At 58.9% G+C, this 20,393-nt stretch carries 20 protein-coding genes; 7 read left to right on the forward strand and 13 right to left on the reverse strand.

Translation table 11 applies throughout. The features are described from left to right. Positions 1-102: 102 nt before the first annotated feature. The 4 genes from AB4N48_RS16315 to AB4N48_RS16330 form a co-directional block, all read right to left on the reverse strand. Positions 103-720 (reverse strand): C40 family peptidase, encoded by a 618-nt coding sequence (locus tag AB4N48_RS16315; RefSeq protein ID WP_236169126.1) that lies wholly within the window; start codon positions 718-720, stop codon positions 103-105. 191 nt (positions 721-911) lie between these two features. Further along, positions 912-1,616 (reverse strand): DnaA regulatory inactivator Hda, encoded by a 705-nt coding sequence (gene hda, locus AB4N48_RS16320; protein WP_007919828.1) that lies wholly within the window; start codon positions 1,614-1,616, stop codon positions 912-914. Between the two features lie 206 nt (positions 1,617-1,822). After that, positions 1,823-2,896: an AI-2E family transporter gene (locus AB4N48_RS16325; RefSeq protein ID WP_016773697.1), complete on the reverse strand. Its 1,074-nt coding sequence runs from the start codon at positions 2,894-2,896 to the stop codon at positions 1,823-1,825. 34 nt (positions 2,897-2,930) lie between these two features. Then, positions 2,931-3,989 carry a DUF2066 domain-containing protein gene (locus tag AB4N48_RS16330; protein WP_460093959.1) on the reverse strand — a complete coding sequence of 353 codons (1,059 nt, stop codon included), beginning with the start codon at positions 3,987-3,989 and terminating at the stop codon, positions 2,931-2,933. Between the two features lie 373 nt (positions 3,990-4,362). Here AB4N48_RS16330 and purM point away from each other — a divergent pair, with 373 nt between their 5' ends. Genes purM through AB4N48_RS16345 form a run of 3 tightly spaced genes read left to right on the forward strand, consistent with a single transcriptional unit; the run spans position 4,363 to position 6,793 of the window. Further along, on the forward strand, positions 4,363-5,421 hold the full coding sequence (purM, locus tag AB4N48_RS16335; RefSeq protein WP_016773695.1) for a phosphoribosylformylglycinamidine cyclo-ligase: 1,059 nt from the start codon (positions 4,363-4,365) through the stop codon (positions 5,419-5,421). After that, positions 5,421-6,071 carry a phosphoribosylglycinamide formyltransferase gene (gene purN / locus AB4N48_RS16340; protein WP_256811542.1) on the forward strand — a complete coding sequence of 217 codons (651 nt, stop codon included), beginning with the start codon at positions 5,421-5,423 and terminating at the stop codon, positions 6,069-6,071. Before purM ends, purN begins: the two co-directional genes overlap by 1 nt. An 8-nt stretch (positions 6,072-6,079) precedes the next feature. Next, positions 6,080-6,793: a DUF3108 domain-containing protein gene (locus tag AB4N48_RS16345; RefSeq protein WP_056783915.1), complete on the forward strand. Its 714-nt coding sequence runs from the start codon at positions 6,080-6,082 to the stop codon at positions 6,791-6,793. A gap of 240 nt (positions 6,794-7,033) precedes the next feature. On the opposite strand, the gene AB4N48_RS16350 is transcribed toward AB4N48_RS16345, so the two are convergent. Together AB4N48_RS16350 and AB4N48_RS16355 are read right to left on the reverse strand one after the other, a co-directional pair. Next, complete coding sequence (locus tag AB4N48_RS16350) at positions 7,034-8,659, reverse strand: methyl-accepting chemotaxis protein (RefSeq protein WP_406228573.1); 1,626 nt, start codon at positions 8,657-8,659, stop codon at positions 7,034-7,036. A gap of 138 nt (positions 8,660-8,797) precedes the next feature. Continuing rightward, entirely contained in the window at positions 8,798-9,844 is a 1,047-nt protein-coding gene (locus AB4N48_RS16355; RefSeq protein WP_460093960.1) for an amidohydrolase family protein, read from the reverse strand. A 129-nt stretch (positions 9,845-9,973) separates the two neighbouring features. Here AB4N48_RS16355 and AB4N48_RS16360 point away from each other — a divergent pair, with 129 nt between their 5' ends. Together AB4N48_RS16360 and AB4N48_RS16365 are read left to right on the forward strand one after the other, a co-directional pair. Then, the gene (locus AB4N48_RS16360) at positions 9,974-10,390 is read left to right on the forward strand and encodes an OsmC family protein (protein ID WP_095180751.1); all 417 of its coding nucleotides are present in this window, start codon (positions 9,974-9,976) and stop codon (positions 10,388-10,390) included. Positions 10,391-10,451: 61 nt separating this feature from the next. Next, positions 10,452-11,318, forward strand: coding sequence for a pirin family protein (locus AB4N48_RS16365; protein ID WP_056783908.1), 867 nt, complete (start codon positions 10,452-10,454; stop codon positions 11,316-11,318). Positions 11,319-11,775: 457 nt separating this feature from the next. On the opposite strand, the gene AB4N48_RS16370 is transcribed toward AB4N48_RS16365, so the two are convergent. From AB4N48_RS16370 to AB4N48_RS16385, 4 genes are all read right to left on the reverse strand, one after another. After that, on the reverse strand, positions 11,776-12,504 hold the full coding sequence (locus AB4N48_RS16370; RefSeq protein WP_310215068.1) for a dienelactone hydrolase family protein: 729 nt from the start codon (positions 12,502-12,504) through the stop codon (positions 11,776-11,778). A 69-nt stretch (positions 12,505-12,573) separates the two neighbouring features. After that, positions 12,574-14,478 carry a molecular chaperone HtpG gene (htpG, locus tag AB4N48_RS16375; RefSeq protein ID WP_150741309.1) on the reverse strand — a complete coding sequence of 635 codons (1,905 nt, stop codon included), beginning with the start codon at positions 14,476-14,478 and terminating at the stop codon, positions 12,574-12,576. 82 nt (positions 14,479-14,560) lie between these two features. Continuing rightward, positions 14,561-15,013, reverse strand: a complete 453-nt coding sequence (locus tag AB4N48_RS16380) for a PaaI family thioesterase (protein WP_150741308.1) — start codon at positions 15,011-15,013, stop codon at positions 14,561-14,563. Beyond that, positions 15,010-15,486 (reverse strand): PaaI family thioesterase, encoded by a 477-nt coding sequence (locus AB4N48_RS16385; protein WP_024012154.1) that lies wholly within the window; start codon positions 15,484-15,486, stop codon positions 15,010-15,012. The genes AB4N48_RS16380 and AB4N48_RS16385 overlap by 4 nt, the downstream gene beginning before the upstream one ends. 158 nt (positions 15,487-15,644) lie before the next feature. On the opposite strand from AB4N48_RS16385, the gene AB4N48_RS16390 reads away from it, so the two are divergent. Further along, positions 15,645-15,881: a hypothetical protein gene (locus tag AB4N48_RS16390; protein WP_007959016.1), complete on the forward strand. Its 237-nt coding sequence runs from the start codon at positions 15,645-15,647 to the stop codon at positions 15,879-15,881. A gap of 62 nt (positions 15,882-15,943) precedes the next feature. On the opposite strand, the gene AB4N48_RS16395 is transcribed toward AB4N48_RS16390, so the two are convergent. Together AB4N48_RS16395 and AB4N48_RS16400 are read right to left on the reverse strand one after the other, a co-directional pair. Continuing rightward, positions 15,944-16,345 (reverse strand): MAPEG family protein, encoded by a 402-nt coding sequence (locus AB4N48_RS16395; RefSeq protein ID WP_056783897.1) that lies wholly within the window; start codon positions 16,343-16,345, stop codon positions 15,944-15,946. Further along, a complete protein-coding gene (locus tag AB4N48_RS16400; protein WP_016773682.1) occupies positions 16,345-17,082 on the reverse strand; it encodes a DUF599 domain-containing protein in 738 nt (245 codons plus the stop codon). The genes AB4N48_RS16395 and AB4N48_RS16400 overlap by 1 nt, the downstream gene beginning before the upstream one ends. Positions 17,083-17,314: 232 nt before the next feature. Between AB4N48_RS16400 and AB4N48_RS16405 the strand changes: the two genes are divergently transcribed. After that, positions 17,315-18,544 (forward strand): NHL repeat-containing protein, encoded by a 1,230-nt coding sequence (locus AB4N48_RS16405; protein ID WP_460093962.1) that lies wholly within the window; start codon positions 17,315-17,317, stop codon positions 18,542-18,544. Between the two features lie 95 nt (positions 18,545-18,639). Here AB4N48_RS16405 and brnQ read toward each other — a convergent pair whose 3' ends face one another. Then, positions 18,640-19,953: a branched-chain amino acid transport system II carrier protein gene (gene brnQ / locus AB4N48_RS16410; RefSeq protein ID WP_056783892.1), complete on the reverse strand. Its 1,314-nt coding sequence runs from the start codon at positions 19,951-19,953 to the stop codon at positions 18,640-18,642. Between the last annotated feature and the right edge of the window lie 440 nt (positions 19,954-20,393).

A 20,393-nucleotide genomic window follows, 5' to 3' on the forward strand; every position in this document is an offset into this window, starting at 1 on the left:
CTACGCGGCAAACTTCAAGTAAGACTTTAACTTCACCTTGTAAAGTTTAGGTCTACTCCGTTGCCGTGCCGTTTTGTCGCCGCGAACGCAGCGACATGCAGGTTACTTGCGAGCGGTGACCACGGTCGGCGCCATGGCGAGTGCACGCTTGGCTTCGATGAAAGTCTTGCTCCAGTAGCTGTCACCCAGGCTGTCGATGCGAACACCGCCGCTGCGACGACTGCTGGAGTGAATGAACTGGTTGTCACCCAGGTAGATCCCGGCGTGACTGACACGACCGCGACGACCATTGGTGGCGAAGAACAGCAGATCACCCGGCTCAAGGTTGCTGCGCGAAACCAGCGGCGCATCAACGTTGATCATTTCGCGAGTGGAGCGCGGCAGGTTCATGCCCGCCTCTTCACGGAACAGGTAACCGATGAAACCGCTGCAATCGAAACCGGCTTCAGAGGTACCGCCGAAACGGTAACGAGTACCGATCAGGGACATGCCGCGTTCGAGGATGCTGTCAGCCAGTACAGGAAGCTGATAAGGCTTGCTGCCGTTGAACTGGTTGAGTTCTTTTTCGGTGTCCAGCTCTTCCTGGTAAATAACGGAAGACTGGGCGGTAGCAGAATTCTTGACCTGTTGCGGCGGCTCTTGAACCGGAGAATGAGCAGCACAACCGAATAACAGGGTAACGAGTGCGAAAGGCACGAGGGGTGCGAAGCGCTTTAGCATGGGCACGACCGTGGCTGATAGTTGTAAAGAAGCCGAGACTATGCCCCCTATCGTCCTCATTTGCAAATTCAATCGAACTTTATGTGACTTCCCGGTTTCGCGTTTACATCTAAGCGCTTAATCCGCCAGGCCGCTCAATCGCCGCAGGCACGGAGGTTTTCTGGCGCCTGAAAGCTGGCAAAAGCCCACTACTACCAGCCAAGAGTTTCCTTGAGGAAGGGAATGGTCAGCTTGCGTTGCGCTTGCAGGGACGCCTGATCAAGCTGCTCGAGGAGATCGAACAGCGCGCTCATGCTGCGCGTGCCGCGAGTGAGAATGAAGTGCCCGACTTCATCGGTCAGGTGCAGACCGCGACGGGATGCGCGCAATTGCAGCGCACGCAATTTGTCTTCATCGGAGAGCGGGCGCATCTGGAAGATCAGCGCCAGGGTCAGGCGCGATTTCAGGTCGGCCAGCTTCACTGGCAATTCGCGCGGCGAAGTGGACGCGGCGATCAGCAGGCGTCGGCCGCTGTCACGCAGACGATTGAACAGATGAAACATCGCCTCTTCCCAGTCGGCCTTGCCGGCAATCACCTGCAAGTCATCCAGACAGACCAGTTCGTACTGCTCAAGGTTGTCGAGGATTTCCACGCCGCGGTCCATCAACTCGGCCAGCGGCAGATACACCGCCGGTTCGCCCATCTGCTCGAAGCGCAGGCACGCGGCCTGCAACAGATGCGTGCGCCCGACGCCGTGCTTGCCCCACAGGTAGATCAGGCTCTCCGTCCACCCGGCGTCGGCTTCGCAGAGACGCTCGACATAGCCGAGTGCAGCGGCATTGGCGCCTGGGTAGTAGTTGATGAAGGTGGCGTCGTCACGCAGACGCACACCTAGGGGCAGCTGAATCGGTTTCATGCTGACTGAACAGTTCTCAAAGGAACCGTTAGTGGCCTCTGTGTAAAGTTGGCGAAGTTTATACCCGTGAGGCTGAGCGCACAATGCGACAGACCCCAAGCAAAATCAAAGGTTTGCGTTGACGCAGCGGTTTGATGACAGATTCTCTGGCGCCCTCGCTCGAACGAAACGGACCAGCCCGGCCAAGCGCCGGGCGGCCCGCGCCATCACAACTCAGGTTCGTCAACGCCGCTGTAGATCCCGGAATCCTTATACAAGTCGTGGACATGACGCACCAGCACCATGATCACCGCCGCCACCGGCAACGCCAGCAGCACGCCGGTGAAACCGAACAGCTCGCCGCCAGCGAGGATCGCGAAGATCACCGCCACCGGGTGCAAGCCGATGCGGTCCCCGACCAGCAGCGGCGTCAGCACCATGCCTTCCAGTGCCTGACCGACCATGAACACTGCAACGATCCCGACCATCGGGTACAGATCGCCCCCGAACTGGAACAATCCGGCGATCAATGCCGCACCGATGCCGATGACAAAACCCATGTACGGCACAATCGCCGCGAGCCCGGCAATCAAGCCGATCAACAGCCCCAGCTCCAGACCGACGATCATCAGGCCGGCGGCGTAGATTACGCCCAGCGCAACCATCACCAGCAACTGCCCGCGCACAAACGCGCCGAGCACTTCGTGGCACTCCCCCGCCAGCGCAACCACGCGCTCTTCGCGATCACGGGGCAACAGGCTGCGGATCTTGCCCATCATCACGTCCCAGTCGCGCAGCAGATAGAAGCTCACCACCGGAATCAGCACCAGATTCGCCAACCAGCCGATCAGCGCCAGGCTCGAGGCCGTCGCCTGACTCAGCACCACGCCGACGATGTCGGTGGTCTGGCCCATGTGCTCGCTGATCGCAGCTTTGACTTTATCGAACTTCCAGAAGCCGTCCGACAGCCCCAGTTTCGCTTGCGCCCACGGCACAGCGGTGTGCTGCAACCAGTCGAGCATCTGCGGCGCCAGCTCGTACAGACGCAGCAACTGCTTGGCGAGCATCGGCACCAGCACCAGCAGCAACGCGGTGACGATCAGCGTGAACAAGGCAAACACGGCAATCACGCCCCAAGTTCGCGACAGCCCGAGCCGTTCCAGACGATCCACCAGCGGATCGAACAGATAAGCCAGCAACAATGCGACCAGAAACGGCGTGAGGATCGGATGCAGCAACCATACAAACGCGCAAAGCAGGACTACCCCACCGAGCCAGAACCAACGCCGCGTATCGGCCATTTACCACTCCTGATGCTTCTATATAAGGAAAGACTTACCAGCGAAACCGCAACGACGGTGCCGCCGCTGCCGGGGCTGGCGCTGCAACCGCAGGCGTACCATCCGCCGCTGGCTGGGCAGACGCCACCGGGGCCGGCGCTTCGGCCGGCAGCTCCTGCAACTTCGCCAGCGACAATTGCGCGCGCAACTGATCGGCGCTGCCATTGACCCGATAGACGATCCGATCGCCCTGCACGCTTTGCAGACGCACGCCGAAGGGTTCGAGTAACCGCAGCAGCGCCGCATAATGCTCCAGATTCATGCCCTGCACTTCCAGGGTCTGCTGACCCGATGCGCCGGGTTTGGCGACAAATCGCGGCGCCAGACGCTCGGCCACCGCCAGCATCACCGCATCGGCAACCGCAACCTGATCGGCGCCCTGCACGCTGCCGGCCTCTTTCTGATCACCGAGCCACAAGCGCCATTTTGCCTGCCACTGCCCGGCCTCTTCGCGCGCGTGCACCGCCAGCAAGGCGTCGGCGTTGTAGCGCTCCGAAGCACTGCGCAAGGGCGCGGGGTCAGCGCTTTCCAGCGCGGGTGCGGTGGCAACCAATTGCTCGCTGAGATCAGCCAGCGGCAAGCGCAGTGGCAAACCGCGATGTTGTGCGGCCGTGCGCAATGCTGAGGCTGCGGTTTGACCGTCACCGACCAGGCTCGCACCTTCAGTTGAATCGTTCAGCCACCAGCCGAGGATCGACGGCCGACTGGTGCCCCACACCGGCAACCCGGCCCGGCGCAAGGCCTGCTCGGTGGTTGCCGGATCGAAATCGACTTTCAGCACTTCCGGTGGCCCGGCATCGAAACCGAACTGGCTGATGATCTGCTGCGGGTCCTTGCGGATCGGCGCCAGCCCCGGGTTCTGCGCGGCTTTCGGGTCGCCGGTCAGGCGCAGCACCAGGGTATCGAGCGCTGCCTGCGTGGCGCGATCGCGCTCTTCCGGCGCCTGGCCGTTGACCGGCTGACGCACCTGATACAGACCTTTGAGGTTTTCGGCATGGCTCGCCAGGCTGACCAGCGTCAGGCAGCCTACAAATAACAATTTACAAAAACGCATGGAAAATTCCCGTCGACAGGAGCGGCTGGAACACGCCGCGTGAACCGGTTGAGCAAGGCTGTGACCCCCACCTCTTGCAAAACATTCACACGGTGGCGGTAAGTTTTTGCACAGTCCTAACGATAGACGGTTAATCGCCACACCTTATACAGGCAGTCATACCCTGCGATTGCAAAAAATTTCCGCCGATATGGCCCTGCCCGTCGGTGCGAGGATGGCCGCTGCCCCTCAAGCCTGATAAAATCGCGCGCCTTCGCAGACCGGCAACAGCCGGGCCCCTCGAAACTCGCGTGAGGCGATCGCCCATCGAGTTCGATGTTCCCGCTAAACTCGGTCGTTACCCCCTGAATCCCCTCCCCTAAAGGCCTGGATCATGAGCAAGCAACCCTCCCTGAGCTACAAGGACGCCGGTGTAGACATCGACGCCGGTGAAGCATTGGTCGAACGCATCAAGAGCGTCGCCAAGCGCACTGCGCGCCCGGAAGTCATGGGCGGCCTGGGCGGTTTCGGCGCCCTCTGCGAAATCCCGGCCGGCTACAAGCAGCCGGTGCTGGTCTCCGGCACCGACGGCGTCGGCACCAAGCTGCGTCTGGCGCTAAACCTGAACAAGCACGACAGCATCGGCATCGACCTGGTCGCCATGTGCGTCAACGATCTGGTGGTGTGCGGCGCCGAGCCGCTGTTCTTCCTCGACTACTACGCCACCGGCAAACTGAACGTCGACACCGCTGCCCAGGTTGTCACCGGCATCGGCGCTGGCTGCGAACTGTCGGGTTGCTCGCTGGTCGGCGGCGAAACCGCTGAAATGCCAGGCATGTACGAAGGCGAGGACTACGACCTGGCCGGCTTCTGCGTCGGCGTCGTGGAAAAAGCGGAAATCATCGACGGCTCGAAAGTCGCCACCGGTGACGCCCTGATCGCCCTGCCATCGTCCGGCCCGCACTCCAACGGCTACTCGCTGATCCGCAAGATCATCGAAGTCTCCGGTGCCGACATCGAGAACACCCAGCTCGACGGCAAACCGCTGACCGATCTGCTGATGGCCCCGACCCGCATCTACGTCAAGCCACTGCTCAAGCTGATCAAGGACACTGGCGCTGTGAAGGCCATGGCCCACATCACTGGTGGCGGCCTGCTCGACAACATCCCGCGCGTGTTGCCAAAAGGCGCGCAAGCAGTGGTTGACGTGGCCAGCTGGACTCGCCCGGCCGTATTCGACTGGCTGCAAGAGAAAGGCAACGTTGATGAAACCGAAATGCACCGCGTGCTCAACTGCGGCGTCGGCATGGTCATCTGCGTGGCTCAGGAGCACGTCGAAGTGGCCCTGAACACCCTGCGTGACGCCGGCGAGCAGCCTTGGGTCATCGGTCAGATCGCCGTGGCCGCCGAAGGCGCTGCGCAGGTCGAGCTGAAGAACCTCAAGGCTCACTGATGCCAAAGTCCTGTGATGTCGTGGTGCTGTTGTCCGGCACCGGCAGTAACTTGCAGGCTCTGATCGACAGCACGCGGACCGGCGACAGCCCGGCCCGCATCGCTGCGGTGATTTCCAACCGCGCCGACGCCTACGGCCTGCAACGCGCCCGCGACGCGGGTATCGCCACCCGCTCGCTGGATCACAAGGCATTCGAAGGCCGCGAGGCCTTCGATGCCGCGCTGATCGAACTGATCGACCAATTCAACCCCGAACTCGTGGTGCTGGCCGGCTTCATGCGCATTCTCAGCGCTGATTTCGTGCGTCATTACCAGGGTCGCCTGCTCAACATCCACCCGTCGCTGCTGCCCAAATACAAAGGGTTACACACTCATCAGCGCGCGCTGGAGGCCGGCGATACGGAACATGGCTGCTCCGTGCACTTCGTCACCGAGGAACTCGATGGCGGACCACTGGTCGTACAAGCAGTATTACCGGTAGAGTTGCACGACACGCCGCAAAGTCTGGCGCAACGGGTCCACGCCCAGGAACACCTGATCTATCCGATGGCAGTACGCTGGTTTGCCGAAGGCAGGCTGACACTCGGTGACCAGGGTGCTTTACTCGACGGTCAGCCACTCGCCGCCAGCGGCCACTTGATTCGACACTAGGAGATATTATGCGTCGCGCCCTGCTCTTCGCTTGCGCTCTGCTCGCCCTGCCCTTCGCGCAGGCAGCGGACCTTCAACCGTTCTCCGCCAGCTACACCGCCGACTGGAAGCAGCTGCCCATGAGCGGCACCGCCGAACGCAGCCTGACCAAGGAAGCCGACGGCGTCTGGAAGCTCAGCTTCAAGGCCTCGATGATGATCGCCAGCCTGACTGAAGAAAGCACCCTGAAGCTGGACAAGGACACGCTGCTGCCGCAGTCCTACCACTTTGAACGTGGTGGTCTGGGCAAAGCGAAAAAAGCTGATCTGGACTTCGACTGGGCCAATAAACTGGTGACCGGCACCGACCGTGGCGACGCGGTGAAGATCCCGCTGAACCGCGGCATGGTCGACAAGTCGACCTATCAACTGGCGCTGCAGCACGACGTTGCCGCCGGCAAGAAAAGCATGAGCTATCAGGTGGTTGATGATGGCGAAGTCGATACCTACGACTTCCGCGTGCTGGGTTCGGAAAAGGTCGACACCAAGGCCGGCCAGATCGATGCGATCAAGGTCGAGCGCGTGCGCGATCCGACACAAAGCAAACGCATCACCGTGCTGTGGTTCGCCAAGGATTGGGATTACCTGCTGGTGCGCCTGCAACAGGTCGAGACTGACGGCAAGGAGTACAACATCATGCTCCAGGACGGTACGGTCAACGGTAAGACTGTCAAAGGCAGCTGATCCGTCGCAAGAACAGAGAGCCCCGCGAATGCGGGGCTTTTGTTTATCTGTTCGATGATACTGCGCGGCGGCCCTACCCCTCACCCCAGCCCTCTCCCGAGGGAGAGGGAGCCGACCGAGGTGTCTGCCGCTAACCATCGACCTGAGAAACCGAGTCGAATATGGATTCCAAAGCATCGCACGATTAGTCCCCTCTCCCTCCGGGAGAGGGTTAGGGTGAGGGGCTTTTGAAGGTCAAACTCACACCGAAAACCGCGCCACCATCCCGTTCAGATCCACCGCCAACTTCGACAACTCCTGACTCGCCGCACTGGTCTGATTGGCCCCAGCCGATGTCTGCATTGCCAGATCACGAATATTCATCAGATTGCGATCCACCTCCCGCGCCACCGCTGCCTGCTCTTCCGAGGCACTGGCGATGACCAGATTGCGCTCGTTGATCAAGGTAAACGCCGAGGCAATTTCCTCCAGGGCCGAGCCTGCGCTCTTGGCCAATTCCAGAGTCGAGCGCGCCCGAGAATTGCTTTGCTGCATCGAGCTGACCGCTGAATCGGTGCCCTGCTGGATCCCGCCGATCATTTGCTCGATTTCCTGGGTCGACTGCTGGGTGCGATGAGCCAGCGCCCGCACTTCATCTGCCACTACTGCAAAGCCACGCCCGGCATCGCCGGCGCGCGCGGCTTCGATCGCAGCGTTGAGGGCGAGCAGATTGGTCTGTTCGGCGATCGAGCGAATCACGTCCAGCACTTTGCTGATGCCATGAACCTTTTGCGCCAGCGCCTCGACCTGCGCGGCATTATTGGTGACATCGCCAGCGAGAAACTCGATCGACGTCACCGTCTGCTGCACTTGCTCGCGCCCTTGCCGGGCGATGCGGTCGGACTCGCGGGAAGCTTCGGACGTGGCCACGGCGTTGTTCGCCACCTCTTCCACCGCTGCTGTCATCTGGTTGACCGCAGTGGCGGCCTGTTCGATTTCCTGGCTCTGCTGATGCAGGCCGCGAGTGGCGTCTTCGGTGACACTGCTAAGTTCTTCGGCTGCCGAGGCCAACTGCGTTGACGACTCGGAGATGCGCCGGATCGTGTCGCGCAGATTGTGCTGCATGCTTTTCAACGCTTGCAGCAGACGCGCCGGCTCGTCTTTGCCAGTGATGTGAATGTCACCGGTCAAATCCCCACCGGCCACCACCTCGGCCACGCTGAGCGATTGCGACAATGGCACGACAATGCTGCGCGTCAGCAGCAACGCCAGGCCGACAGTAATCAGCGCAGCCATGGCGATCATTACTCCGACCCACAGTCGCGATTGTTTGAAGACCAAGCGCGCTGCCTCAGTGGCGAGACCGGCATTCTGTTTATTCAACTCGACCAGCTCACGCAGAGTAGCGGCGATTTCATCGGCCAGCGGGCTCATCTGATCATTGAGAATCGTCGAAGCCTCAGCGACCCTATTCTGCGCTGACAGCTGTAGGACTTGTGCCTGAAGCTCAAGGTATTTGTGCTCGGCGCCCTTGAAGCGTTCGAACAACACGCGCTCTTCAGGCAGCACGATCAGACCGTCATAACGCTGCTGCGCTTCGCTCAAGCCACTGCGCAGCTCGTCGAGCTTGGCGACATTCTGCTCCAGCGCCTTGGGGTCGCGGTTGAGCAACAGGCGCATGGTCAGCGCGCGCAGACGCAGCATGTCCTGACTCATTTCACCGACCGCCATCACGCTTGGCAGCCAGTTGTTGTCGACTTCATCGGACTGCGCACGCATGTTCGACATTTGCAGCAAAGCGAACGCCCCGAGGGCAAACACCATCAAGGCCAGCAGGCCGAAACCGAGACCGGCGCGCGGGGCAATATTGAGACTACGGATATTCATCACTCTGGCTCCTTCCAAAAGCGCTGCATCAGCCTGCAGCGGGTTGCTTTAGAAGGTATCGGCATTGCCCTGAAATTGCGTAAGACGAAAAGGCGATAGGCGGACGAGCGGCTAGTCCGAACCCTTGGCTGTGACGTTTCAGCGCGGAGCAGCGGGTTTTTCTGTGTTGCGCGGCAATATCGCCAGGAAGTTATCCCGCGCGACTTTGCGCGCCACCGCTTCCGGCAAAGCATCGAGAAACGGCTTGTAGCTGTGCATTTCCTGACCGAGCTTGTTGAACCGTCCTACCACGTCAGAGCCGAGCATGAAGCGCTCGGGGTACTTTTCCACCAGCGCCAGCCATTCGGCGCGGGGCTTACCCTGCTCGTCCAGCAAGTAAGGCGTGAGCATGCTCCACGACAGGTCGATAAACAGATTCGGATAGGCCTCAAGCATGCGCGTCAGGGTTGGCAGGAGAAACGGCAACTGGGTCTGATGCCGATGGATCTCGGCGCTGGTGCCGGCATGCGCCCAGATGAATCGCGTGTGCGGATGATTGCGCAGCGGCTCTTCAACTTCCTTCAGGTACAGCGGATTTTTCTCACGCTTGGAAGTGATGTTGGAGTGCAGCATCACCGGCAGATCGTTTTCCGCAGCGAGGTGATAGATCTTGGTCATTGCCTCGTTGTTCGCTCGAGGCGTGTCGCCGGAGGTCAGCGCGGTCAGGTCATCGTGTCGGGTGAACACCTCGCCGATGCCCTGCCACAACCCCGGATACAGGTCGAGCATGCGCTGGATGTGCGCGGCGGAATTCTTGTCATTGGGATTGAAGCCGGACAGGAACGGATGAAAGTACTGGCGCTGCTCCGGCGCAAGTTTTTCCACCGCGTCGGCAACGATCACGTCAGTGGCGCTGTACCAATAGGCATCGGCGTCATCGCCGGCGTAGTAGCGCGGACGCTTGGGTTCGTCTTCGTGCCATTTCTTCGCCACGGGAATGCCGGAAATCATGACGTGCTCGATGGAATTGTCCTTCATGGCCGTGAGCAATTTCTGCATGCCGGCGCTTTCCTGGAAAAAATCCACGTAATGCAGGTGCGCATCGCTGTAGGTGTATTCGCGGGCACTGGCGCTGCCAGCGAACAGCAGCAGACAGGCAAGACTCAGACGAGACAAGGACACAAGTAATCTCCGGCAGATGGGCATAGCCTAGACCGCGCCCGAACGACAAGGGTTCATCCCTGCCGAAAAGCGGAACGCCCACTGCCGCGAATGCTCTATAACTGCAAGGTCTGTTTTGATCGAACTATTTTTCCTGCCGCCTGTGAGGTTTCCATGACTGTTACCGTCAATACCGTCTCTGCCGAAGGTTTTCGTCACACCGTCCAGATCGACGACCACGAATTGTTTGCCGATGTACCGAAAGCCGCCGGGGGTGAAGGCACCGCGCCAGAGCCACACGACTATTTCGACGCCGCCCTTGGCGCCTGTAAAGCGCTGACCCTGAAGATGTACGCGAAGAAAAAAGACATCCCGCTGACCGGCGTGGGAGTCGAAGTGAAGCGCGACAACAGCCAGGAACAGAAAGGCAAATACGCCCTGCATGTCACCCTGACGCTCAAAGGCGTGCTGACTGACGCCCAGCGCGAGGAACTGCTGCGTGTGGCCGATCGCTGCCCGATTCACAAATTGATGACCACCAGCGAAGTCAGCATCGAAACCCACGCACCACAAGGCTTCGACAGCCAATAATCCTCCTGATGCCAGCGGCGGGTTATGCTTCTGGCATCACCCGCTCAGCCTGGAATGCACCATGGACACGCCACTCCTGATCATCCGCCCGCGCGCCGAAGACGTCGAAGGCCAGCCGATCCTGCGCCCGCTGCCGTCAGCCAAATGCCGCAACGTCGGGCCTTTCGTGTTTTTCGACCACATGCTCGAGACGATTTATCCGACGGGTAAAGGCATGGATATCCGACAGCATCCGCACATTGGCCTGTCGACACTTACCTATCTGTTCGAAGGGCAATTGCAGCACAAGGACAGTCTGGGCTCCGATCAGGTGGTCGGTGCCGGCGATGTAAGCTGGATGACCGCTGGTAGCGCCATCGCCCACGTCGAGCGTACGCCTGCGCCACTGCTTGCCGAGACCTTCACCCTGCACGGCCTGCAAGTCTGGCTGGCCTCGCCCAAGGCACACGAAGAAGGCCCGGGGCATTACAGTCATCACCCGGCAGCGACGTTGCCGGTCAGCGATAACCTCGGCGTGCAGATTCGCATGATTGCCGGGTCAGGCTTTTGCTTGGAATCGCCGGTGCCGGTGCTTTCTCCTACGCTGTATGCGGAAGTGAAGATGCAGACCGCGACCACATTGCTGATTCCGGCCGAGCATGAAGAACGCGCGGTGTATGTGTTGAGCGGGGATGCGCAGTTGAATGGCGAGGCGATCGAGCCGCATGCGCTGGTGGTGTTGCCAGCCGGCGAAGAGATGAGCCTGTTTGCCGAAAGCGATGTGCACGCGGTGGTGTTCGGCGGCGCGGCACTGGACGGGCCGAGACGGATCAACTGGAATTTTGTTGCAAGCGATCCGGCGGCGATTGATGAGGCACGGCGCAAGTGGGCGGCCGGGGATTGGCCGACGGTGCCGGGGGAAGTCGAGCGGATCGAACTACCGCGCTAGGCCGCTTACCCTCACCCCAGCCCTCTCCCAGAGGGAGAGGGAGCCGACCGAGGCGTCTTGCGTTATACATCGACCTGAAAAGTCTCGGCGATTATGGATTCGCCTAGTCACGTTCAGGTCGACGCCACTCCCGAGCAACCCCCAATCAGTCCCCTATCCCAGAGGGATAGGGAGCCGACCGAGGCGTCTTGCGTTATACATCGACCTGAAAAATCCCGGCGATTATGGATTCGCCTATTCAAGTTCAGGTCGACGTCACTCCCGAGCAACCCTCAATCAGTCGCCTATCCCAGAGGGATAGGGAGCCGACCGAGGCGTCTTGCGTTATACATCGACCTGAAAAGTCTCGGCGATTATGGATTCGCCTATTCACGTTCAGGTCGACGCCACTCCCGAGCAACCCCCAATCAGTCCCCTCTCCCTCCGGGAGAGGGCTAGGGTGAGGGGCTTTTCGCTTTTAACCGTTGAACACTTCATCCAGCAAATCATGCATCGACTTGAACGCGCGCTTGGCGGTCTTTTCGTCGTACATCATCTTGCCCGGCACATTGGCGTGCGGATCGGTAAAGGAGTGCACCGCGCCGCCGTAGCTGAGCAGTTGCCAGTCGACCTTCGCCGCGTTCATCTCATCTTCGAATGCCGGCAGTTGCTCTTTCGGCACCAATGGATCGGACGCGCCATGCAGCACCAGCACCGAGCCCTTGATGTTCTGCGCATCCGCCGGGTTCGGCGAATCCAGCGTGCCGTGGAACGACACCGCCGCTTTTACCGGCGCGCCGGTGCGGGCCAGATCCAGCGCACAGCAACCACCGAAGCAGAAACCGAACACCGCCAGTTTCGAGGTATCCACTGCCGCTTCGCCCTGGCTCTGCAATTGCTCAAATGCCACTTGCAGACGTTTGCGCAACAGCGCGCGGTCGTCCTTGAGCGGCATCATTGCTGCCAGCGCCTCATCAGCGTTCTGCGGACGTACGCTCTGGCCATAGACATCCGCAATCAACACCACGTAACCCTTGGCCGCCACGGCTTTGGCAATGTCTTCAGCACCGGCGCTGACGCCCATCCAGTTCGGCGCCATCAGCAAACCCGGGCGCGCAGCCTTGTGCTCGGCGTCGAACGCCAGGCGACCTTCATAGGTCTGGCCGTCAATCTGATAGACCACGGAACGTACAGTGACTTGGCTCATTTCTGACTCCTGATTGTGTAAACACCAGAATGAAAAAACCCGCCGAAGCGGGTTTTTCCTACAACGTGATCAAACCGACAGTTCAACCAGCAGCTTGTTCAGACGGCGCACATAAGCGGCCGGATCCTTCAAGCTGTCGCCCGCCGCCAAGGCGGCCTGATCAAAGAGGATGTGCGACAGATCGCCAAAACGCTCTTCGCTCTGCTCGCCATCGAGTTTCTCGATCAGCGGGTGGCTCGGGTTGAACTCGAAGATCGGCTTCGAATCCGGGACTTTCTGCCCGCTGGCTTCGAGAATCTGGCGCATTTGCAGACCCAGATCCTGTTCGCCGATGGCCAGAATGGCCGGCGAGTCGGTCAGACGATGGGACACGCGAACTTCAGCCACGGAATCACCCAGCGCAGTTTTCAGGCGCTCGACCAAACCCTCTTTGGACTTGGCGACTTCTTCAGCGGCTTTCTTGTCCTCTTCCGAGTCCAGATTGCCCAGATCGAGGTCACCGCGCGCCACGTCGACAAAAGTCTTGCCGTCGAATTCGCTGAGGTAGCTCATCAGCCACTCGTCGATGCGATCGGTCAGCAGCAGCACTTCGATGCCTTTCTTGCGGAAGACTTCCAGGTGCGGGCTGTTCTTGACCTGCGCGTAGGTTTCGCCGGTGAGGTAGTAGATCTTGTCCTGACCTTCCTTGGCGCGGGCCAGGTAGTCAGCCAGACCGACAATCTGCTCGCCGTCGTCGCCCTGGGTCGATGCAAAACGCAGCAGACCGGCAATTTTCTCTTTGTTGGCGAAATCTTCTGCCGGGCCTTCTTTCATGACCTGACCGAAGTTTTTCCAGAAGCCCTTGTATTGCTCAGGCTCGTTCTTCGCCAGTTTTTCCAGCATGTCGAGCACACGCTTGGTCAGCGCGGTTTTCATCGAATCGATGATCGGGTCTTTCTGCAGGATTTCCCGCGACACGTTCAGCGACAGGTCGTTGGAATCGACCACGCCTTTGATGAAGCGCAGGTACAGCGGCAGGAACGACTCGGCCTGATCCATTACAAACACACGCTGCACGTAAAGCTTCAGGCCTTTCGGCGCTTCACGCTGGTACAGGTCGAACGGCGCGCGGGCCGGCACATACAGCAGCGAGCTATACTCGAGCTTGCCTTCAACCTTGTTGTGGCTCCACGACAGCGGATTCTCGAAGTCGTGAGCGATGTGTTTGTAGAACTCCTGGTATTCCTCGTCTTTGACTTCAGTGCGGGGACGGGTCCACAGGGCGCTGGCGCGGTTGACGGTTTCCCATTCAACGGCCGGAGCCTCTTCGCCTTCGGCCGGAGTGACTTCCTTCGGCAGTTCGATCGGCAAAGCGATGTGGTCGGAGTACTTCTTGATGATGTTGCGCAGACGCCAGCCATCCGCGAATTCGTCTTCACCGGATTTCAGGTGCAGGACGATGCGGGTACCGCGCTCTGGCTTGTCGATGGTGGCGACTTCGAACTCGCCCTCGCCTTTCGACGACCAGTGCACGCCTTCGCTGGCGGCAGTGCCGGCGCGACGGCTGTATACATCAACCTTGTCGGCGACGATGAAGGCCGAATAGAAGCCGACACCGAACTGGCCGATGAGGTGCGAATCTTTCTTCTGATCGCCGGACAGGTTTTTCATGAAATCGGCGGTGCCGGATTTGGCGATGGTCCCCAGGTGGGTGATCACATCGTCACGGTTCATGCCGATACCGTTGTCTTCGAGAGTGACGGTCTTGGCGTCCTTGTCGAAGCTCACACGGATTTTCAGGTCAGCACCACCTTCGAGCAACTCAGGCTTGGCCAGGGCTTCGAAGCGCAGCTTGTCGACAGCGTCAGAGGCGTTCGAGATCAATTCGCGAAGGAAAATTTCCTTATTCGAATACAGCGAATGGATCATGAGGTGCAGCAGCTGCTTTACCTCGGTCTGGAAGCCCAGGGTTTCCTTTTGAGTTTCCACACTCATGGTCATCAAACTCCAATCAGATGGCAGTGGCCGCGACCCGAAATGGTCTGCGGCGGGTTGTCATCTGAGTTGGGGGCGCTGTTCAGGATTTCAAGGGCTCATCAATTTTGAAGTGCGCGCGGGCGGTGGCGATCGGTTCGCCCTCGGTACTCTGCCACGCAGTGACCGCAACGTTGGCCACGCGACGCCCCTGACGGCAGACCTGACACCTGGCCCACGTGTCGCGAAACTGCCCGGCGCGCAGGTAATCGAGGGAAAAATCGATGATCTTCGGCACGCCCGGCGTGCCGGTAAAAATCAGCAGATGCAGGGCCGCGGCCAGCTCCATGAAGCCGGCAATCACCCCGCCATGGATCGCCGGCAATAAAGGGTTACCAATGTTGTCCTTGTTCGCCGGCAGCTTGAACAGCAACTCATCGCCGACTCGCGAGCACTCGATACCGATCAGCCCGGCATAAGGAATCAGTGCCAGCAGCGGCGTGTAATCGCCCTGCGCGTGGGCCTGTTGCAGCTGCTCCCTGAGATCGTCGCTCATTGGCTCGCTCCCTTGATCGCGCCCGCGAAACCTTTGCTGCCCTTCAAGCCGATGCCCATGCGCATGAATGTGCCGACGACGTGAGCAATCGGTTGCTCGGGATCGTCCTGGTAGGCAAAACCACGGGCAAAGATCACGTCGGTGGTGACACGGTAGCACTGGGCAAAGCCGTACACGGCTTTGTTCGGTTCAGCGGCGTGCATGTAGTCGATGCGCAGATCGAGGGTCGGACAGACTTCGAACTCCGGCAGCACGCACAGGGTCGACATGCCGCAGGCGGTGTCCATCAGCGAAGTGATGGCGCCGCCATGGATGACTCCGGTTTCGGGATTGCCGACGATTTTTTCGCTGTACGGCAGGATCACCGTCAGCCCTTCGCTGGAGGCACTGTGCACCTGCAGACCGAGGACCTGACAGTGGCGCAATGCCGATAAAAAGCGCGTCGCGCGCTCAAAAACGGGGTTTTCGGCCATGTGATAATTACTCGCGTTTGGGCCTTGTGCCAGTATTGAGAAAAGCGGCAAAAGTTCCGTGATAAAACAAACTTATATATCTGAAACAATTGAGGAACTTAACCCGTAGCGCCGAGTTCTTAAGGCCAGTAGTTATTTTCCATAAGGAGATACACCCCATGCGTAAGACTTTAGCTATTGCCTTGATGTTGACCGCTTCCCTCGGTCTCGCTGCCTGCGATAAAAAATCCGAGGACAAAGCTCAAGATGCAAACCAACATGCTGAGCAAGCTCAGCAAGACATGAACAAAGCTCAGGATAAAGTGAACGACGCAGCAAAAGAAAACGCCGAAGCTGCCAAAGCTCAGGCTGAATCGAACGCCGCTGCTCAAGAAGAAGCCGCCAAAAAGCAATAAGCTTTGTGGTGTGAAAGGAAAACCCGCCAAGTGCGGGTTTTCTTTTGCCTGCGATTTACCGGCTAGAGCAACACGGTTCTAAAAGTCGGACTAATCATCAGCAACAGCGAACAGATGAAGCCAACTAGCCACATCAGGCTGCGCAACTTCGCCAGATCGGCCAGATAGAACCACAGATAGAAAATCCGCGAGATCACGAAGATGATCGCCAGCGCATCGATCAGCCAACCCGCGGTTTGCGTGGTATGCGCCATCAGCACGCCGACGGCGAAGAGGATGAAGGCTTCGATGCTGTTCTGATGGGCCGCCAGCGCCCTCGCACCGAAGCCAGTCAACTGCGCCTGCTGCTGCCGCGGCAAGTGATTGTCATACCCGCCCTGCTCTTTCATGGCCTTGGCCACCGGCATACGCGCCACGTAGATCAATAAAGCACTGATAAACACACACCAGAACGGAATACTCATCAAACAGCCTCTTTGTTTGCCTCAGGGACGGGCGCCTCTGTAGGGGTATAGACCATGACATCGAGAACGTCGGAATGAAACTCGCGGCGATACAAAACCACCACGACTCCCGCGCTCATGATCATGAACAGCCACGGGCTGACGAACCACGCCAGCATACTCATGCCGAAGTAATAAGAACGCAGGCCGAAGTTGAACTGGTTGGCCGCCATCGAAATCACCCGCGCCGCCCGCGAAGCGAACGCCTTGCGTTCTTGTTCAGTCACTTGGCGCTCACCGATCATCGGCGCTGAACCGACCAGAATCGCAGCGAAGTTGTATTGGCGCATGCACCAGCTGAAAGTAAAGAACGCATAGACGAACACCAGTGCCAGACACAGCAACTTGATCTCCGACATGCCCTGCGACGCCTGCTGCACCATCGGAATATCCGCCAACAACGACACGGCTCGGTCGGACGCACCGAGCACGGTGAGGATACCGGCGAGGATGATCAGCGTGCTGGAGGCGAAGAACGACGCGTTGCGTTCCAGATTGCCGATCACGCTGGCATCGGCGATGCGGTTGTCACGCAGCAGCATGCGGCGCATCCAGTCTTCGCGGTACAGGTGCAACACGCTGGCCAGACACGCCGTATCACGGGCCTTCCAGGTGGCATAACGGGTGTAACCGCCCCAGCAGACGACAAACCAGACGGCGGCGAGCAAGTGGATCAGATTGGCTTGGATGAACGACATTCGTTGTCCTGAGCAAGAGGAATGATGGAGGGAACCCTTCGTTTCGACGTGTTGGCTCGTAAAAAGACACGCTCATTGAAGAGTCAAATTTATTCAAAATAGACCGCAGCTATCAGTTTTCAGAGGCTTATACCTGTCAACTCTGACAGTAGCGCCGAGGGTATGGCGAGGCATAAGGTCGTTTTCTCAAACGGGAACACTGACCGCTCCCCTATCAGACAAGGATTTGAGCATGAGACCTTTGAACGCTGCGCTGCCCATTGACACAACGTTTGGCAACCGGGGGTACGCCGAGTCATTTGCTACGGGAAGCCAGGCTTTGAAAATCGCAGGCTTGCGCCCGGATGGAAAGATCCTTCTCGTGGGACAAACTGTTGTAGAGGGCAAAGTCAGTTTTCATTTGGCGCAATTACTCGCGGACGGTACTAACGATACTGGCTTCAACGAAAACGGTTTGATCGTAGGTACGTTTACAGGTTCGGGACAAGCCAGCGGAACTGGCGCCTGTCTTTATAAAGACGGCAAGGCGCTGCTTTTTGGGTATCAATATGATGAGGACCAAGGAACTCGATTTGCGCTTGCCAGATTCTTCGCTGATGGTGAAAGAGATCGCGATTTCGGTCCCGATGGGACGGTTTACGTCCCTTTCCTGCCACAGTCCGAATCGCAATTGCCAAAACCGGAAGCTTCCATCACGTCGCAATCCAGAACCAGGTTAGTACTGACTGCTGATGAAAAAATACTCGTCGGTCAAAGCGACCGACTGTTCAGACTTGATCAGAATGGAGATTTCGATACCGCTTTCAACAACAAAGGCTGGCTGGATCTTGCATTGGGCATTGCTTCGATTTCAATAGCAGAGGATGGAGTAATCACAGTTACAGGTTCGAGCGCTGGAGAAGGAAAGATTGTGCGCCTGAACGTCGATGGAACGCCCCATAAAGACTTCGGCGATGATGGCACCGGGACCGTCTACATTCCATCGGATTACCCGGTCAGCGTACGAAGCCTGATGTTACGTGCTGACGGCAGCTTCTTTGTTGCTGGCCAGGTCGACACATCCCCCAACGACGTTTGGGGGAAAGGACGCAAAGCAATGATGGCCGCGTACAACCCGAACGGTAGACCAAATCTCGCATTCAATCAGGGTAAGCCTGTTGTCACTGATCTTGGATTAACCGACGGTTGCACTTTGTTCGATCTAAGTGGGGAGCCTGAGGATGGTTTGGTTGTGGTGGGGAGTACAGGGCAAATAACCAGGGAGCAAATGCTTGCCTGCCGCTATCTGGCAACGGGTGAACTGGACACAACCTTTGGGGATGGCAAGGGATACGTTACTCACTCTATGGGGCCAGGTATGCAATGGATCTCGGTGGCAGTGCAGCCCGACAAGCGAATACTCCTGAGCCGTGACAGCGACAACGTCAATGTGGGAGCTCTGGTCGTACGTTATCTGGGTTGAGGATTATCAGCTCTGATAAAAAATGCCCCGTATCGATTGATACGGGGCATTTCTGTTTAACCGTGCCTGACCCGCTTGTGGCGGGTCACATCACGTCAGGCAGGGACTTCGCTGCGCTTGCCCAGCAGGCGATCACAGACCACGGCGACCACCAGGGTCATCACGCATGGCACCAGCCATGCCAGCCCTTGCTCGCTCAGCGGCAGATGGGTCAGCTGAGTTGGCATCCAGTCGGCCAGACCAGCGCCTTTCAGGGCGTCGATGGTGCCGAAAACGAAGGAAACCAGCATCACCGGGCCAAGAATGCGCCCGTGCTCATGCCAGAAATCCTTGCAGAAGCTCAGTGCGACCAGAACGATGCACGGCGGGTAGATCGCGGTGAGTACCGGAATCGAGAAAGCAATGAGCTTGGTCAGACCGAGGTTGGAGACCAGCAGGGAAAACGCTGCGAGGATAATCACCAGAGTCTTGTAGGACAACGGCAGCACACGGCTGAAGTATTCAGCGCAGGCACAGGTCAGGCCGACCGCCGTGACCAGACACGCCAGCGAGATCAGCACCGCAAGGAAACCACTGCCCAGCGAACCGAAGGTGTGCTGCACGTAGGCATGCAACACCGCCGCGCCGTTGGTCGCGCCGACCGCGACTTCATGGCTGCCGGAACCGAGACGGAACAGGCTGACGTAGACCAGTGCCAGCCCCACGCCGGCAATCAGCCCGGCGATGATCGCATAACGGGTGATCAGCGCCGGCGACTCGACGCCACGGGAGCGGATCGCGTTGACGATAACGATGCCGAATACCAGTGCGCCGAGGGTATCCATGGTCAGGTAACCATTGATGAAGCCCTGAGAAAACGGTGCCGCCACATATTCCGGTGTGCCGTGACCGATGTCACCCGCCGGCAAGGCGAACGCGGCGATGCCCAGTACTGCCAGCGCAATGATTTTCAGCGGTGCGAGGAAGCGGCCAACGGTATCCAGCAACCGCCCAGGGTAGAGCGAAATGAAGAACACCAGCAGGAAGTACACCGAGCTGTAGAGGAACAGCGCCAGCGGGCTTTCGCCGGTCAATGGCGCCAGACCTACCTCGAAGGATACGGTCGCGGTACGCGGGGTGGCGAACAGCGGACCCACGGCCAGGTAGCATGCCGCCGCGAGGATACCGCCAGCGATCTTGCCGATAGGGCTGCTCAACGCATCCATCGCACCGCCGACCTTGGCCAGCGCCACCACGGTGACCACCGGCAAACCAACGGCGGTAATCAGGAAACCCAGTGCGGCCATCCAGACGTGAGGTCCGGCCTGCAAGCCGACGATCGGCGGGAAAATGATGTTACCGGCCCCGACAAACAGGGCAAACGTCATAAAACCAAGTGCCAGGATGTCCTGACCTTTCAAAACTTTCATTAAGGTAATACCACACTACTGAAATCGGAATTTAGAGGGGGATTGCCCTGTTGGATTAGGGAAATGCTGTCGATCCGTATGGGACTGACCCTTAAAGCGCGTAGCTGCCTTGTGGGCGGCGGACGCAAAAATGGCGGCCAGCCTAACGAATTTGGCTGACAAACGCACTGTTAGAGGGCGAACTATCCGATACGCGACGTTTCAGTGTCGCGTTTACATATCTATTTTTCATACAGAGAACCTGTATTCATCACAACGAACCTGTGGCGAGGGGATTTATCCCCGTTGGACTGCGCAGCAGTCCCAAAGAATCCGAGCTGGAACTGCCTGACTGATCATGGTCGCTAGCATAGGGGCCGCTTCGCAGCCCAGCGGGGATAAATCCCCTCGCCACTACAGCTCTCAAAATTCTCATACGCCAGGAACGACAAAGGCCACCC

The sequence above is a fragment of the Pseudomonas sp. S2_C11 genome, from assembly GCF_054668395.1.